Source organism: Microtetraspora sp. AC03309, from assembly GCF_020826795.1.
GTDB lineage: Bacteria > Actinomycetota > Actinomycetes > Streptosporangiales > Streptosporangiaceae > Microtetraspora > Microtetraspora glauca.
Genome location: NZ_JADDIL010000003.1, coordinates 62711 through 76917, shown reverse-complemented (window position 1 = coordinate 76917; position 14207 = coordinate 62711). Strand labels below are relative to the sequence as shown.

18 protein-coding genes are annotated in these 14207 nt (G+C 67.6%); 7 read left to right on the top strand and 11 right to left on the bottom strand.

Going from position 1 to position 14207, the window contains the following annotated elements; all coding sequences use genetic code 11:
* Positions 1–57 precede the first annotated feature (57 nt).
* From IMZ11_RS02275 to IMZ11_RS02255, 5 genes are all read left to right on the top strand, one after another.
* Positions 58–369 (top strand): hypothetical protein, encoded by a 312-nt coding sequence (locus tag IMZ11_RS02275; protein WP_228637225.1) that lies wholly within the window; start codon positions 58–60, stop codon positions 367–369.
* Positions 370–570: 201 nt separating this feature from the next.
* Positions 571–882 (top strand): hypothetical protein, encoded by a 312-nt coding sequence (locus tag IMZ11_RS02270; protein ID WP_228637224.1) that lies wholly within the window; start codon positions 571–573, stop codon positions 880–882.
* Complete coding sequence (locus IMZ11_RS02265; protein ID WP_228637223.1) at positions 879–1703, top strand: N-acetylmuramoyl-L-alanine amidase; 825 nt, start codon at positions 879–881, stop codon at positions 1701–1703. The genes IMZ11_RS02270 and IMZ11_RS02265 overlap by 4 nt, the downstream gene beginning before the upstream one ends.
* 59 nt (positions 1704–1762) lie before the next feature.
* Positions 1763–1954, top strand: a complete 192-nt coding sequence (locus IMZ11_RS02260; RefSeq protein ID WP_228637222.1) for a hypothetical protein — start codon at positions 1763–1765, stop codon at positions 1952–1954.
* Positions 1955–2067: 113 nt separating this feature from the next.
* The gene (locus IMZ11_RS02255; RefSeq protein ID WP_228637221.1) at positions 2068–2343 is read left to right on the top strand and encodes a hypothetical protein; all 276 of its coding nucleotides are present in this window, start codon (positions 2068–2070) and stop codon (positions 2341–2343) included.
* Between the two features lie 236 nt (positions 2344–2579).
* Here the strand turns inward: IMZ11_RS02255 and IMZ11_RS02250 are convergent, their stop codons facing one another.
* From IMZ11_RS02250 to IMZ11_RS02220, 7 genes are read right to left on the bottom strand one after another with little or no spacing between them, the layout of a single operon-like run.
* On the bottom strand, positions 2580–3344 hold the full coding sequence (locus IMZ11_RS02250; protein WP_228637220.1) for an aldo/keto reductase: 765 nt from the start codon (positions 3342–3344) through the stop codon (positions 2580–2582).
* Positions 3341–3943 (bottom strand): AAA family ATPase, encoded by a 603-nt coding sequence (locus tag IMZ11_RS02245; RefSeq protein WP_228637219.1) that lies wholly within the window; start codon positions 3941–3943, stop codon positions 3341–3343. The genes IMZ11_RS02250 and IMZ11_RS02245 overlap by 4 nt, the downstream gene beginning before the upstream one ends.
* Positions 3937–4545, bottom strand: a complete 609-nt coding sequence (locus IMZ11_RS02240) for a 3'-5' exonuclease (RefSeq protein ID WP_228637218.1) — start codon at positions 4543–4545, stop codon at positions 3937–3939. The genes IMZ11_RS02245 and IMZ11_RS02240 overlap by 7 nt, the downstream gene beginning before the upstream one ends.
* An 8-nt stretch (positions 4546–4553) precedes the next feature.
* Positions 4554–5723: a hypothetical protein gene (locus IMZ11_RS02235; protein WP_228637217.1), complete on the bottom strand. Its 1170-nt coding sequence runs from the start codon at positions 5721–5723 to the stop codon at positions 4554–4556.
* Complete coding sequence (locus tag IMZ11_RS02230; protein WP_228637216.1) at positions 5650–6237, bottom strand: nucleoside-diphosphate kinase; 588 nt, start codon at positions 6235–6237, stop codon at positions 5650–5652. The genes IMZ11_RS02235 and IMZ11_RS02230 overlap by 74 nt, the downstream gene beginning before the upstream one ends.
* Positions 6234–7226: a thymidylate synthase gene (locus IMZ11_RS02225; RefSeq protein ID WP_228637215.1), complete on the bottom strand. Its 993-nt coding sequence runs from the start codon at positions 7224–7226 to the stop codon at positions 6234–6236. Before IMZ11_RS02225 ends, IMZ11_RS02230 begins: the two co-directional genes overlap by 4 nt.
* Positions 7223–8272, bottom strand: coding sequence for a hypothetical protein (locus IMZ11_RS02220; protein ID WP_228637214.1), 1050 nt, complete (start codon positions 8270–8272; stop codon positions 7223–7225). Before IMZ11_RS02220 ends, IMZ11_RS02225 begins: the two co-directional genes overlap by 4 nt.
* 312 nt (positions 8273–8584) lie before the next feature.
* On the opposite strand from IMZ11_RS02220, the gene IMZ11_RS02215 reads away from it, so the two are divergent.
* Positions 8585–9889, top strand: a complete 1305-nt coding sequence (locus tag IMZ11_RS02215) for a helix-turn-helix domain-containing protein (RefSeq protein WP_228637213.1) — start codon at positions 8585–8587, stop codon at positions 9887–9889.
* A gap of 265 nt (positions 9890–10154) precedes the next feature.
* Here IMZ11_RS02215 and IMZ11_RS02210 read toward each other — a convergent pair whose 3' ends face one another.
* Complete coding sequence (locus IMZ11_RS02210; RefSeq protein WP_228637212.1) at positions 10155–10409, bottom strand: hypothetical protein; 255 nt, start codon at positions 10407–10409, stop codon at positions 10155–10157.
* 182 nt (positions 10410–10591) lie between these two features.
* On the opposite strand from IMZ11_RS02210, the gene IMZ11_RS02205 reads away from it, so the two are divergent.
* On the top strand, positions 10592–10954 hold the full coding sequence (locus IMZ11_RS02205) for a hypothetical protein (RefSeq protein ID WP_228637211.1): 363 nt from the start codon (positions 10592–10594) through the stop codon (positions 10952–10954).
* Positions 10955–11004: 50 nt separating this feature from the next.
* Here IMZ11_RS02205 and IMZ11_RS02200 read toward each other — a convergent pair whose 3' ends face one another.
* The 3 genes from IMZ11_RS02200 to IMZ11_RS02190 all read right to left on the bottom strand — a co-directional run bounded on the left by IMZ11_RS02200 (position 11005) and on the right by IMZ11_RS02190 (position 14138).
* On the bottom strand, positions 11005–11262 hold the full coding sequence (locus IMZ11_RS02200; protein ID WP_374462010.1) for a WhiB family transcriptional regulator: 258 nt from the start codon (positions 11260–11262) through the stop codon (positions 11005–11007).
* 228 nt (positions 11263–11490) lie between these two features.
* The gene (locus IMZ11_RS02195) at positions 11491–13815 is read right to left on the bottom strand and encodes a hypothetical protein (protein WP_228637209.1); all 2325 of its coding nucleotides are present in this window, start codon (positions 13813–13815) and stop codon (positions 11491–11493) included.
* A complete protein-coding gene (locus IMZ11_RS02190; protein ID WP_228637208.1) occupies positions 13815–14138 on the bottom strand; it encodes a hypothetical protein in 324 nt (107 codons plus the stop codon). The genes IMZ11_RS02195 and IMZ11_RS02190 overlap by 1 nt, the downstream gene beginning before the upstream one ends.
* Positions 14139–14207 lie beyond the last annotated feature (69 nt).

Genomic DNA, 14207 nt, shown 5'->3' with positions numbered 1-14207 from the left:
CACACATGCGCCGCCGGCAGCGGCCCGGCGGCCCTATCCACATGTCGGGGGACAACCTTGGACTTCGTCCAACTGCCGATCATTCAGGGCGGCGCGCTTGCTGTCCTGCTGGCGGCCTGCTGGCTGGTCTATTCCGGCCGTCTCGTGCCCCGCTCAGTCATGGACGACCTACGCAAGGACCGAGACGCGAGAGTCGCGGAGATCCAGGCGGAGGTTGCCGAATATAAGGCGGCTTGGCTGGCCTCGGAGCAGGCTCGCCACGAGCAGGACGGGCAAATGCGTGAGCTCATGGAGTTGGCCAGAACGACGGACCAGGCCATCCGTGCCCTGGCGGGCCGTGGAGGGAGCCGCGATGCCGTGGCTCCGTAGACGCGGATACCGATCCCATCCGACTCCTGAAGCTCAACGGCGACTCGACGAGGCGCGGGCAGCCCGCGAGGAGACCGAGCAGCGCCTGGAAGAGGTGCGGGAGCGGTGGCCGGAGGTTGAGCAGGTTGTGGCGTCCTTGCGCCGGGCCAGGGAGCGGAATGGGTTTGCCGAGATGGTGACCAGAGCATTGGGGGGCGACCCGTGATCCAGGTCATCGGTAGCGTCCTCGTCGTCGTGACGGCGGTCCTGGCGGACGCGTGCGCCCTCCTTTACGGGCTGGGTTTCCGCTGGTGGACGCACCGGACGGGCTGGCATCTGCTGTCGTTCATGACCGCCATCGGGATCGTCGCGACGCTCGGAACGGTCCGCCTGCTGACTGGCGAGCCGTCGTGGTACGAGGTTGCCCGCCTGGTGGCGTTTTCGCTGGTTCCCATGGTCGTGGGCTGGCGGTTGGTGATCCTGATTCGCGCACTTCCTGGGGAGCGCCGGAGACGATCGGAGGGCCGAGAGTGAAGTACGTGCAGGCCGCAAAGCATGGCGGCTCCCAAACCAGCGTCAATCGGATCGTCATCCACGGAACGGTCTCGCCGTGCGTGCGCGGGGGAGCGAAGAACGTCGCCCGCTACTTCCAGTCCCCGTCTGCGGGCGGGAGCGCTCACTACATCGTGGATCCTGGCGAGATCGTCTCCTGCGTGCGCGAAGGCACTGTCGCCTACCATGCCCCGCCGAACACGGGCAGCGTCGGGATCGAGTTGTGCGACCCACAGAATGGCTCGTCGGCCCGGTGGCGAGACGACGACCATGAGGCGATGCTGAAGCTCGCCGCGGACCTTGTCCGGCAGGTCGCCAAGCGCTGGGATGTTCCATTGCGTCGGCTGACCGTGGCCGAGCTTCGCTCCGGGAAGCGCGGCATCTGCGGGCACGTGGACATCAGTAAGGCGTTCGGCCAGACGGACCACAGCGACCCGGGCAGTGGCTTCCCTTGGGGCCACTTCATGGCCCTCGTCCTGAACGAGGAGGCCGAGCCGGTGAAGGTCGTCATCAGCGATGGCGTTCCCCAGTGGCCGGGCCGCGTCTTGAAGGTGGCTGACCCGATGCTGTCTGGCGAGGACGTGAAGGTGTGGCAGGCCAAGCTCAAGGCGCGCGGCTGGTCGATCGACGTCGATGGATGGTACGGGCCGAAGTCTGCGGCGGTGGCGAAGGGCTACCAGAAGGCAACCGGGCTCAAGCCTACGGGTGAGGTCGACAAGGCGACGTGGGAGATGACCTGGTCGTGGAAGCCGCCGCAGCCCGAGGAGCCTCCACAGTCCGGCGTGGTCGACGCCGCCAACTGAGATCAACCACTTTCCAGCTTCCCGCCAGAGTGGCGGGCGTTCCCCCGAGGAGGGGCACTATGAAGGTTGGTTCCTACGCCAAGGCCGTGGTCTCTGCGGCCTCCGCCGGCACGGCTGCGCTGGTCACCGCGATGGGTGACGGCGTCGTTGTGACCGGTGAGTGGGTCACTGTGGCCCTGGCCGTGCTCGGCGCGCTGGGCATCACGTATGCGGTGCCGAACGCTGCGCAGTCCGAGCAGCGTCAGCGGTAGGACGCGATCTACGCGTGACGCCCGCTCCTCCTTCGGGAGGGGCGGGCGTTCTTCGTCGTTCCGGATGGCGTCTCGTAGGATCGCCGGGTACTACGCGCGACCCTGGGGGGCCGATGGCCGAGACCGACTTTCCTGCTGACCTGCTCGACGCCCAACGCTCGTTCTGGGCAGCTGATGCCCGTGTGAGGGAGTTGCTCGCCACACTGCCGCTGGGGTCGGCCATTGCCGCGTGCGAAGCCGAGATCACCGAGGAGCAGCACGCGGCGCTGAAGGCGGCCCGCGACGAGCAACATCGATGGCTCGACGTGCTGTACGACCACTCGCACTGGGCGACCGTCGCCGATTCCTACGCCGAACGGATGAAACTGCAGGCAGCAGCGAAGGAATGACGCGTTTCCTGCGGATTTGTCGCACCTGACCGGTACCGTGATCGCACAGTCGAGCGCTCCGGTTTCCGGTGGCTCACAGAGAAGGCCCGCACATCCTCACGGGTGTGCGGGCCTTCTTCGTATTGTGGCGTAAAGCGATCTCGATCGCGAGGACGCCGTGCGGCGATTCGGCAGGCCGAGGGGATCTCGCTATCCCCCGGACCCACCGCCTGTCCGATCTTTCCTTCCGGGGCGCGCTATCTGGTCGCTTGCACCAAGGCCGTCAGGTGCTCCGAGTTGCTGGTAGCAGGGATCGGGGCGACATGCGCGCCAAGATCCAGAAGCCAGCGCAGGGACTTCCCGACCCCGGCAGTGGCCGTCAGCCGACCGGCGTTCAACGGCCGGTAGGGCACGTACGGGATGTTGTTGTCCGCGCAGTAGTCGAGGGCCGGGTCGTCCGGCTCGTCGAGGTTGAGGCAGTTCTGGACCGCGGCGATCGGGACGATGCGGGCGGCCTCCTCGATCTGCTCGGGGGTGACCTTGGACAGGCCGACCGCTGCGACCTTCCCCTCGGATCGTAGGTCGGCGAGCGCTCCCACCTGATCGGCGAGCGGCACGGCCGGATCGACGCGGTGCAGGTAGCACAGGCCGACCGTTTCGACGGCCAGACGCCGCAGGGATCCCTCGACCGCGGCGCGCAGGTAGTCCGGCCGGCCGAGCGGACGCCACACGTTCGGGCCGGGACGGATCATCCCCACCTTGGTCGCCAGCAGCAGATCGTCCGGGTACGGGTTCAGGGCTTGCCAGATGAGTTCTTCGGCGGTGTGGGGGCCGTAGGCGTCGGCGGTGTCGATGTGGGTGATGCCCTGGTCCATCGCCTTGCGGAGAACCTCGACCGCGGTGAGCGAGTCGGCAGGGATATCCCACGTTCCGGGGCCGGTCAGGCGCATGGTGCCCAAGCCGAGGCGGGAGACCTGCTTGCCGGCGATGGTGATGACGCCGCCGGGGGCAGAGCTACTCATGGCGTCTCCAGGGATTCCATGACAGTGGTGACGGCGGTCTGGACGGCCTTGGCGTGATCGAGTCGGCCGACCGGCACGTAGTTGAGGTGGTGGTCCTTGAGAAGTTGGTGGAGATGCTGGTCAACGGCGGAACGGAAAGCGGTGTCGGGGTAGTCCGAGTCCTTGCCGGTGGGAGGAGTGAACCGGGCGGCGGGGTCCAAGACGGTGGCCATGATGAGCGCCTGGCGGTGGGCGTGGAGCCGAGCAAGGGTCACCAGGCGGTCCAGCTCATCCGGTGCAGCGACTTCCCCGCGGTGGTGAAGAGCAGCGAGGTAGTAGGCGAGAGCGTCGTATGCGGTGCGGTCCACAATGACGATGTCGGCGTGGAGCTCCGCTTCCAGGGTGGCTGCCGCTCCGGAGGCAATGATCCACTCGGTGGAGGCGGCGGTGTGCCGGGCCATCTTGGGGAATCCGAGTTCAGCGGCGCGTTTGGCGAGGCCGCCAGTGCGTGCGACGGTCAGGCCGGTGGCGCGGATCTCCATCTCGATGCGCCGGGCCAAGGTCGTTTTGCCGGTGCTGTGCGCCCCGGCGAGGCCGAGACGGATGGGGGTGGTCACCATAAGGTGGGTTCCTCGTGACGTGGGGAGACGAATCCCGGCATGCCCGGCGGGACGGCTGCTGCGGTGAGGGCGTCCCATGTGGGGTAGTGGCCGGCGAGGTTGAGCAGGAGAAGCGCTGTGGCGTGCGCATCGAATCCCGCCCGGTGACGCTGACCGTCGATGCCGGTCAGCGGGATAGCGGTGTAGGCGAGCAGCGCGTCCAGGCCGTATTTCGGGGCGGCAGGGTAGGTGGCGCGGGCCAGGCGCAGGGTGTCGATGACCCCCGCGGGCTCCCAGCCGGGTAGGTGGCGGCGCAGCGCGGTGTAGTCGACGCTGGCGTTGTGAGCGGCGATCCACGCGTGTTGGAGGTGAGTGTGCACGCCGGGGGCGACCTGCTCCCAGGAGGGGGCGCCCTCCACGGCCTGATTGCTGATGCGGTGGATGCGGGCGGCGAAGGGCGTGATCGGCTGCGGCGGCCGGACCAGGGTGCAGCGTGCCGACTCCGGCACCGGCCGGCCATCGGCGATGGGGATGGCGGCGACCTCGACCAGGTCGGGCGGGGTAGCCCCGTTGCCCTCCACATCGACGACAAGGAGCTGGTGAGGCCAGGTGCCGAAGTCCACGGGTCCTCCTAGGCAGTCGGCCAGCCGATGTCTGCTCGGCCGTGCCGGCGGTAGTGGTGGGGCTTGCTCCGGTCGTGGACCTGGTAGCCGTGGCTGTGCTGCAGGTAGTACCGCGGCGGCTCGTCCAGGCCCTCCACCATGATGGCGCGTTCGGTGATTTCCACGTCGCCGACCGCGCCAAGTGAGCGGGCTTGGCCGGTGACCAGGTCGAGGTCCGGTGTCTTCCAGGCGTCGCGGCACAAGCCGAGCTGGGCCTTGGGGCAGATGTCGCACAGCTCGCGGATGCCGTAGTGGCCGTTGTAGTCGGCCTCCCCGTGGGCGTAGGCGACGCCGCAGCTGGTCTTGCGGAACAGTGGCCCCCACGGGAGGTCCTGGTCGTCGGGGCGGTGGAACGCCTCCAGGATCCGGCGTTCGGATTCCTCCGGCATGATCTTGCGGCGTGCGGTGTCCTCGTACGGTTCGGGCAGGCCGTGGTCGCGGTAGTAGGCGGCGATCTCGTTCCGGAAGAACAGGCCGGTGAACACCGTGGCGTGGGCGTGCTCAGACAGCAGTAGGGCCCGTTGAATATGGTCGTCGGAGTCGTTGAGGCCGGGCACGATCGGACGCCAGTACAGGACGGTGCGGTACCGGTCGGCGTGCTCGTAGAGGGTGCGCAGGCTCGCCGCGGCGATGGCGGAGTCCACCGGTTCAATCCCGGGGTGGTCGATCCCCGAGTGGGTCACCAGGACCGTGAGCCTGATGTTGCGGAAGCTGTTGAGGATGGCGCAGTCCTCGGGGACGACGCGCCACCGGGTGATGACCAGGACGTGGTTGGTCAGGCCGCGCTCGTCCAGGAGGCGCAGCACGTTGAAGGTGTGCGGCTTGACCACGGGCAGCATGGGGTCGGTGGCCCGGTTGAACAGCTGGATTGGCGTCTTGCGCGGCTGGAAGTAGTGGTGCCCGGTCAGTAGTTCAACCGCGGCCTCGTCGCTCATGAGCGCGCGAGGGGTCTTCATCTCGAAGTTGTCGAACAGGTGGCGGACGCAGTAGCCGCAGTCCAGAGGGCAGCCCACGACGTGGTTCAGGGACAGCCCGGATTTGCGGTACTCGATGACCTCGGCGAGTTCAGGCTTGAGGGTTGAGATCTGGTCGGGTGTCAGCAGCGGGAGAGGGCGCCGGGCGCGGGAGGTCGTGGCCATGTGGGGCTCCTGTCGGCTGGGGTGGGGTGAGCAGGTGCCGCTGGTCGCGGCCGTACCAGATGTCGAAGTCGCGTTCGACGACGGCGGCATGGTCTGAGGTGTGGATCAGGTTGTTGATGAGCCGGGTCTCGGCGCGTGCGTTGTGGAGGCTGTCGACGCCGAAGTGGCCGCGGATCGTGTCGGGCCCGGCGATGCTGGGGTCGGTGTGTCCGAGCAGCGCGCGGACACGGGAAGCGGCATCCGGGCCGTGGCCGAGCGCCACCATCACCTGGTTGCCGACGTACAGGCGGCGCAGCTCGGCCGGGACGTCCAGGCCGAACTCCCGGGACACCTCCGGCGGCAGCAGGTCGTCGTAGTGGGCGAAGATCTGCTGCTCGGTCGGCGCGATGACGCAGTGGGCGCTGACGTGGACGTCGCGGGCGACCCAGGCCAGCACGTCGTCGGTCAGGCCGCGCGCCAGGCAGTCAGGTTTGAGCAGGATCACGGTCCAGGCGGACCAGTCTGTCGGGCTCACCGGTCTGCCTCGCTGATCCGGTCCGGCCAGCGGCAGGAGATCAGGTCATGGTGGTGCGGGGTCAGGGCGGCCATGACGTCGGCGTCGACGGGCCGGTGCGGCTGGTGGGTGATCTGCCGGTAGGTCTCCAGGAGGAGGAGTACCTGCTGCCAGTACGGGTCCAGTGGCAGGCGAGCGGCCTCGCCGGGGTGGAGACGGCGTCGGTTGGTCCGCAACTCCTCCTCCCACTCCAAGACCTGGTCCAGGGTCTGCCAGGTGGTGTCGGCTGGCATGGCGGGTGCTGCCGCCGGCGGTCGGGAGGGGTGGGCGAGGATCGCCCGGACGCGCGGCAGGTCTGGTTCGTTGAGGTGCATCGACGCCACGTGGTGGGTGTAGGTGCCCAGGGGGACGCCGAGCTGGATCGCGGCGAACTCGGCGATGAGCGTGAAGGAGAACACGTCGCACAGCAGCCCGATCATGGCGTCGTTGCCGCGCATGAAGCAGACAGTGTGCAACTGGCCGCCGCGGATGAGGAACTGCAGCCCGACGGTGCAGGCCACGTCAGGGTTGGCCGGGTCGGCGAACTCGTCCGGCCGCATGATCACCATGGCGGCGCGTTTGCTGCCGGGGTCCTTGGTGAGCAGCCGCATCGCGTGGTCGAACTGGCTGTCCCCTTGAGGGTGGAACAGGCGCGGACCGTAGGCGGTGCCGGTCAGCTGCTTTCCGTCCGCGGCGAGGGCGCGCAGTCGCGGCGCGTAGTAGCCGATCATCTCCGCGTCGCTGCGGCCCGCCAGGTACCACAGCGCTTCGGCGTAGTTGAAGATGATGTTGGTTTTGCGTGCGGGAGTGTTCGGGGTCCGGCGGCGCGGGTCGGCCAGGGCGAAGGAGATGTTCAGGCACTCCCGCGCGGTGTTTCCCCGAGGCTTCGTGAACTGCGGCCGGGTACTCACCTGCTCCAGGACTGCCAGGTAGGCATCGTGGAAGGTGGGGAAGAGGACTGGTTGCATCATCGGGCCTCGCCGGCGGGGGAGTGGGTTCTGGCGACCAGGTTCGTCATGACCTCGTGCAGGTGGCCGACCTGCTCGGAGACCCGCATCGGGTGCAGGTGTCGAAGGCACGAGTCGATCAGCTCGACATGCTCCGACGTCCCCGCGATGCCGCGCAGCCATTCGACGCGCTCGATTACTTCGTGCCGGTCAGCGGCGTGCAACACAGGCGGGATGGCCTGATCGGCGGCGACGATCGTCGCGGGGGTGATCGGCAGGCAGCCAGCGACCACCGCCTCGCCCAGGCGTTGAGTGAGCGCGCCAACGGTGGCATACCGGTCAGGAAGCAGCATCACCGTGGCGAGCGCGTTGCGGTAGATGCCGGCGACCTCGGGGAAGGCGCAGCGGCCAGTGAAGTTCACGTGCGGCCACCGCTCGGTGCGCGACCACTTCCCAGCTACCTGATGAGGGAACTGGACGGCGGCGGGGGCGAAGAACTCCTCGAACGCCTCGTCACGGTCGTACTGGTTCCCCACGTAGGCCAAGGCCAGGGGCCGGTCCGCGGTGGCGAGCTGTTCGGGGTCGGCTCCATCGACCAGCTCGTCAGGAACCATGCTGAACAGGACCGTCGAACCTGGAAGCGGGTGGCGTGCAGTGTCGCAGACGACGACGTTGGGCATCTGCCGCAGCGGATCTATCCCGGACATCTGCCGGTCGGTATCCCACAACACGGTCGGGGTGGCGCGGACCTGGGTGTAGTGGTCGAGCAACGCTTCTTGGCGATGCAGGTCGCAGGTATGGCCGGCGGATCCGCAGGGTGTGGTGTTGCGGCCGGGGAGCGGCCACCGCCACTCACACAGCAGGGCGTCGATGTCAGGGAACCCCGGCTCCCAGCGATAGGGGAGGTTCTCCCCGGCCTCGATCAGGTCGCGGTTGCTTTGCAGCATCACGATCTCGTGGCCGAGGGCGATGAGCTGGTCAATGATCGGGCGTCGCCAGAACCGTCCACCATCTGGTGTGTCGACGATGCCGGCACCGATGAACCCCCAGAAGCTGAAGCCGATTCTCATATTTCGGACCCACCCTTTCGGAGGTTCATACGCCACTGGGCTCCGGAAAGATCAATGGTCACGTTGTTCTCCTGACGCGAACGGTGGCGCCCGCAGCCCCGGGAAGTGCGCTGGCATTGCCAGAAAAGCTCCGGACATCCCCGCCGGGAAGCGGTTTTGCGTGTCCTGCACGCGGCATGCAGGATCTGCACATCGGCTGGACAGCTGCGGTGATCGGCCTACCATGTGCACGTGGCCTGACAGTTCGACCCCAATTGATCACATTGGGTAGTTGTGGCTGCCGGTGGAAACTCCCGCGAGGTCGGAGCCGCGATGGACGCGCACGAGGACGTGTGGCGATCTCCTCAAGCGCGCGCCTTGATTGACGCTCAAGACGTCGGCGGACTGATCAAATTCGCCCGGCAGGCACGCGGCTGGCGGCAGGCTGATCTCGGACGGGCCATCGGCTACTCCGCACCGACGGTCTCCCGCCTGGAGAGCCGACGAGTCGCGATCGACCTCGACACCATGCGGCGAATCGCGCGGGCGGTCCAAATCCCGCCGCATGTCCTGGGCGCGCTGCTTGTATTTCCGGTCCCTCCTCTGCCTACGGTAGCCACGACAGCCCCTCAGGCCGAGGAGGACCCGATGCACCGCCGCACCCTCCTGACCGCCCTGGGGCTGGCGATCCCCGCGCACCTGCTGACCACGCTCGATGACGCCTTAGCCGTGCTGCCGGCAGCGTCCAGCCCTCCGGACCTGACCCGCATCGCCGCACGGCTCGCACAGGCACGCGACCGATACGACATGGGCGACCTTACGCGGCTGATCGCAGACCTGCCCGACCTGCTGGCTGCCGCGCACGAGGCCTCCGACCACCACGCCACACCCGACTCCTACGCGCTGGCGGCTGGCAGCTATGACCTGGCGACCGTGGCTCTCAACAAGATCGGCCGTCACGAGTCGAGCCGCCTCACTGCGGACCGCGCCACGATGCTTGCCCGATTGTCCGGCTCGCCGGTCAGTATGGCCGCCTCTGCGAGGTGCCTGGGTATCGTTCTGCGCCATGAGGGCCGCGCGAGTGTGGCTGATCAGGTCGTACTGCGCGCAATCGCACTCCTGGAGTCCACCGGGCTCACCCGGCCCTCCGAGGCCGCCATCTGGACGCAGATGCTGTGCGCTGCCGGCTACAACTCGGCTCGGCTCGGAGATCGCGACCGTGCTTTGGCGATGATCAGAGAGGCGTCACAGGCTGCGGCCCGGCTACCTGTAATCCCTGGTCAGCGTCTAGCGATCAGCCCTGCTCACGTCACCGGGTACGAGGTGAGCGTCCATTGGCGGCTGGGCGACGCGGGCGCGGCGCTCCACGCTGGCCGCGGCCTCCACCCGAGCCAGCTACCCACACCGGAACGGCGAGGGCGGCTGCACACGGACCTGGCGCGAGCGTGGTGGCAGTGGGGAAAGCCCGAGCAGACCGCACTTGCCCTGCTTGCCGCATGCCGGGAATCGGTGCCCGAGGTACGAGACCGCCCGGCCATCCGCTCGATGGCCGTCCAACTCATCGAGCGGCACCCTAGGACATCGGGTGTGCGCGAGCTGGCCGGGGCGATCGGATACCGGAAGTCCGCCCAGGGATAGGGGAAAGCAGCCCTCGCGACAGATGGTGGCCTGGTAAGGATGAGGCCATGACCTCACACCCAAGTTCCGTCGCTTGCCCTGCCCCCAACTGCCCCCAAGGCGAGGTCTTCTTGCGGGAGGAGCGGGGCGAAGGCGGCGACGGCTCCGTCGTGATGGCAGGCCGCTGCGACAGTTGCGGCTTCTACTCTGTGTACTGCCAGGAGTGCGGGGACGTCACCCTCTTCCTCGACGAAGAACTGAGACAATGCGACGGCTGCTCGGCGGTCTACCAGCAGGACCTTGACCGGAAGGGGTCGGTGGAGACGTTCCGGCGTGTCTCATAAAGGCCCTGGGCCCGCGGCAGTTCGACGACCTCGACCAAGTCGGCGAGGTCGACATGCTCGGCCACCTCTCGCACCGACCGGCAGTAGGCGACCAGGACCCGGGCGCCCCGGACGCGCTTGGAGACGCGGAGCGTCGGCCGGTTGCCGAGCATGATGTGCTCCACCTCGTAGCCGTTGATGCCCCGCCACAGCGCCATGCCGCGAGGATAGGAAACTGCAGGTCAACGGGCAGCAAAACGCCGCATCGTGGTGCTCGGAAGCCGCCCTCGCGCGGACCATGCCAACACCCGCTGGCCCCTGGCTCGGCTACGTGGCGACTGCCCATCTTGTGACCTGCCGGGGGCTGACGTAGGGCCCTCTTCTCGGACAGAATCACCGCGTGGAATTAGTCCTGTCGTTTATCGTCACGGCAATAACCGTGATCGACTTTGTGCAGAGACAAAAGGACAGACGGAGACAAGGCAAGCCGGTTCCGCCGCTGAGCGAGCAGGAAAGCCAGGAAACAACCTCTACCCCTCCTGCGCTAGGGGGCAAGGTCGGGCAACCGTCGTCTGCGGTAACCGCTGGCTGGACCGTGCTCAGGACCGTACTGCTGCCTTTGCTTGGCCTAGTTCTCGTCGCGTGGATGGGGGCCCAGCTCCTGTTCGAGAAGAACCCCGACGTTGGGAACGCGATAGTGCTCGTCGTTGGCGTGGCCGTCATCATCTACGGCCGCGCTGGGGCACGGCCCAAGAAGCGTTGACGCACGCCAGCTGATTGACAGCGTCCAGATACGGAAATCGTTGCCGAGGTTCACGCAGCCAACGCGGTCCGCTGCACGAGCAGACGCCGCCGCTGCATCTCCGACAGGCCGCCCCACACCCCGTACGGCTCCTCGTTCGCGAGCGCGTACTCCAGGCACTCGGCCCGCACCTCACATGAGCGGCACACCCGCTTCGCGTCCGCGTTGCTGGCGCCCTTCTCCGGGAACCACATCTCAGGGTCCGTCTGGGCGCAGAGGGCGGACTCCTGCCAGTCGAGGTCGTCGCCGGCGGCGAACAGGTCAGTCAGGTCGCTGGCGTTCATCACTCACTTCTCCGTTCACGATCTTCGTTGGTGACGGTCCGTGCGCGGGCGCCGAGCCGTGCGGGAACGCCGGTGTGGGTGCTCCGCGGACTGTGACGTTCGGGCTGTGCGGCCTCGTGTCCTTAAGGGGAGCGGGGCGAACAGTGGGGGAGGGTAGGCCGTAACTGTTACGTCGATCTTGGTAACAGTTACGGCCAACAGCGCCCCGCCAGGTCACTCTGGGTAGTCGGTGAGGTCGCCGCGGTTGGTGTGCTTCACCAGGTAGACGCCGTAGCTGTCGGTCTCCTCAATGCAGCCCCAGCCCTGTAGAGGCTTCATGCAGCGGCGCACCCACGAGTCGCTGCGCTTAGCCCGCGCCTCAATCGCTTCGTACAGGTGGCTGGGCTTGAAGGTGTTTCCCTCGCTGATGTCGTTCTTGAGGATGTCGAGCAGGACGTCGATTGCTTCGTCGCGGCTGGGGATCAACTCGAAGTGCGCCTCGTCCGGGTCGTCGGGGAACTCGATGTCCGGCCGCGGCACATACAGGCCATCGGCCTGGTCGTCCTCATCGTCGCGGCCGTAGCGGGCGAGCCCGTCGTACGCCAGGTCAAGCACACCTTGCGCCTCGGGGTCGTCGCCCAGCGCGTTCACCATGCCGACGACGACGTTCTCGGCGGCCTCCTCGACATCGCGCTGTTCGTCCTCCGCGCCCGGCTCGTCTTCTGAATCGCTGTCCTCGTGCTGCCAGCCGGGCGGTGTCAGGTCGAACCCCATGTCCTCCTCCTCTCGCTCGATCACAGAGGGGGGATCGGCCGGCTGGACAGGCGGGGCCACGGGCGTGCTGGCACGATCGAGCAGCACCGCGCCGGCGAGCGCGTGCTGTCGCGGGCTCCGGTCATGCCGAGCATCGATCTCGGCCCGGTATCGCGCGTACGGCTCGCCCCACGACGCCGCCGTGATCGGGTCACACGGGCTGGCGAGGTGCATGTACTCCGCGAGCGCCGCGGCGATGTCGCTGCCGTCCGGCGCATGGCGGGCGAATCGCGCGGGCATCGCCTGCCGGGCAAGCGTCAGCTCAGGGAACACGACGTAGCAGGTTCCTGGCTGCTTGTTCCGCCACGCCGCCGGGTTAGCCCCGAGGTCGATCAGCTCGGGCGGCAAAACGAGCGAGGCATCGTCCATGTCGTAGGTGCCGAAGCACAGCAGAGCGGCCATATTCGACCTGGCGTTGGTGTCGATCCGGTCGTGGATGCCCTTCTGTGCCTCGATCACAATCTCGATGCCTACCGACGCGGCACGCTCGGTGATCTTCGTCATGTCCTGGTTGTTGTACAGCGCTGCCGCCTCGGCTACATGCACCATGACCCAGGACAGGCCGCAGCCCGGCGCCCACTCCCGCAGCACCCGACCGAGCTGGTTCCTCGTGGGGTTGCCCAAGTATGCGGCTCGATCGGGGATGGTCTTGTTGACGAGACGGTGGAAGAACGCCCGGATCTTTGGGGTGGTGTCGAGGACGTAGTTGGCGCCCTCGCTGATCGGCCCGACCGACTGGTCCGCCTTCACCGGGTCGCAGAACACCACGATGCCGTCCTTGCGGGTGGCGACGTTCACGTCGATCAGTTCACCCGCGGCGCCCTTACCGGACCGGGACATGCCGATGATGGCCAGGTGCGACTGCTGCTTGTCCGGCTCGCCGTTCCTGCCGGCCACGAAAGGCAACCTCAAGGACAGTTCGACGAAGTCGCGGTAGCGGCCGATGCCCTCGATCGGCTCAATCATCGACTCGCCGGGAGCGTTGGGCCCCTGCCACGGCATCGCGGTCTTGAGCGGGTCACGGCGTGCGATCCGGACCCCCACCTTGTCGAGGTAGTCGCCAGTGATCAGCGACGCCCCGCCGACGACACCACCAGCGAACCTTGTCAGGCGCTCCAGCAGCGGGCCGACGTCGGACGGCACACCCGCCTCGCCGAGGTCGAGCCCGGCGACAAACTCGTCCCTGGTGTCCTTGAGCACCGTCATCGTGGAGTCGGCCAGGCTCGGCATGTGCTCGGCCGCGAACTCGCGCCACCGCGCCGGCATATCGCCGTACACCGCGCCTTTGCCGTTGGCTACCTGCTCCAGCTCACGGATGGCGGTGGAGGTGTGGCGGCGATTCCACACGATGGCTGAGGCCGCGCCGAAGATCGTCGCTGCGATCAGCACGTACTTGTCCGGGCCGAAGCCGACCGTGTAGGCGACGACAGCGACCGGCGCAGTGACGTTGAAAAGCTCGTGCGCCCGGCCGAGGAACCGCCGTCCGCGGGTGAGGTGGAGAGACACCGCGGCCACGGCGACGCCGGCAACGGCGATACAGGACGCGGTGAACCCCTCGACCTGCCCCAAACTGGCGAGCAGCCACGTTGCGGGTGCGCCGATTAGGGCGGCTGCCAGCAGCGCCCAAGGCGCGAGGACCCGCCACATCTGGCCGAGCTCACCGCCCACGCCGCCGAGCTGGCGGCGCAGGCTTCGCTCGGCCCGCTTGGTCTCCCGGAGGCTCCTATTAGTGATCGTCGGGTGCATCAGACGTCCAACGGTTCGTCGCCACCGCTGGTGGACTTCCACTTGCCCTTGCCGTACTTGGCGTCGCGCAGCCCGTCGATCTCGACTCCGGCGAGCTTCTCCATCGTCGGATAGACGACGCGGACGCCGTGGCGGGCAAGCCGGACGGCGACAGAGGCCTCGATCAGGCCGATGGTGATGCGCATCGACCGCAGCCACTTGTCCTCGCCTTTGCCGATGCCCTGCTTGTGCGCGGCCTTGAGCAGGCCGTGGATGCGCTTGGCGAGCTCTCGGCGGCGGCACTCGAACTCGGTGGCGAGATCGCCGAGGATCTCATCGGCCACGCGGCCATAGTTTTTGACCTGCTCAGGAGTCCTCGTTGGGACCTTGACCAGGTCAGCCGAGCGGCGTGC

What these genes read in the sequence shown, in the direction of transcription:
- IMZ11_RS02260 (WP_228637222.1), top strand. Translation starts at nt 1,763, where the DNA reads ATGAAGGTTGGTTCCTACGCCAAGGCCGTGGTCTCTGCGGCCTCCGCC.
- IMZ11_RS02255 (WP_228637221.1), top strand. Translation starts at nt 2,068, where the DNA reads ATGGCCGAGACCGACTTTCCTGCTGACCTGCTCGACGCCCAACGCTCG.
- IMZ11_RS02250 (WP_228637220.1), bottom strand. Translation starts at nt 3,344, where the DNA reads ATGAGTAGCTCTGCCCCCGGCGGCGTCATCACCATCGCCGGCAAGCAG.
- IMZ11_RS02245 (WP_228637219.1), bottom strand. Translation starts at nt 3,943, where the DNA reads ATGGTGACCACCCCCATCCGTCTCGGCCTCGCCGGGGCGCACAGCACC.
- IMZ11_RS02235 (WP_228637217.1), bottom strand. Translation starts at nt 5,723, where the DNA reads ATGGCCACGACCTCCCGCGCCCGGCGCCCTCTCCCGCTGCTGACACCC.
- IMZ11_RS02225 (WP_228637215.1), bottom strand. Translation starts at nt 7,226, where the DNA reads ATGATGCAACCAGTCCTCTTCCCCACCTTCCACGATGCCTACCTGGCA.
- IMZ11_RS02220 (WP_228637214.1), bottom strand. Translation starts at nt 8,272, where the DNA reads ATGAGAATCGGCTTCAGCTTCTGGGGGTTCATCGGTGCCGGCATCGTC.
- IMZ11_RS02215 (WP_228637213.1), top strand. Translation starts at nt 8,585, where the DNA reads ATGGACGCGCACGAGGACGTGTGGCGATCTCCTCAAGCGCGCGCCTTG.
- IMZ11_RS02210 (WP_228637212.1), bottom strand. Translation starts at nt 10,409, where the DNA reads ATGGCGCTGTGGCGGGGCATCAACGGCTACGAGGTGGAGCACATCATG.
- IMZ11_RS02195 (WP_228637209.1), bottom strand. Translation starts at nt 13,815, where the DNA reads ATGCACCCGACGATCACTAATAGGAGCCTCCGGGAGACCAAGCGGGCC.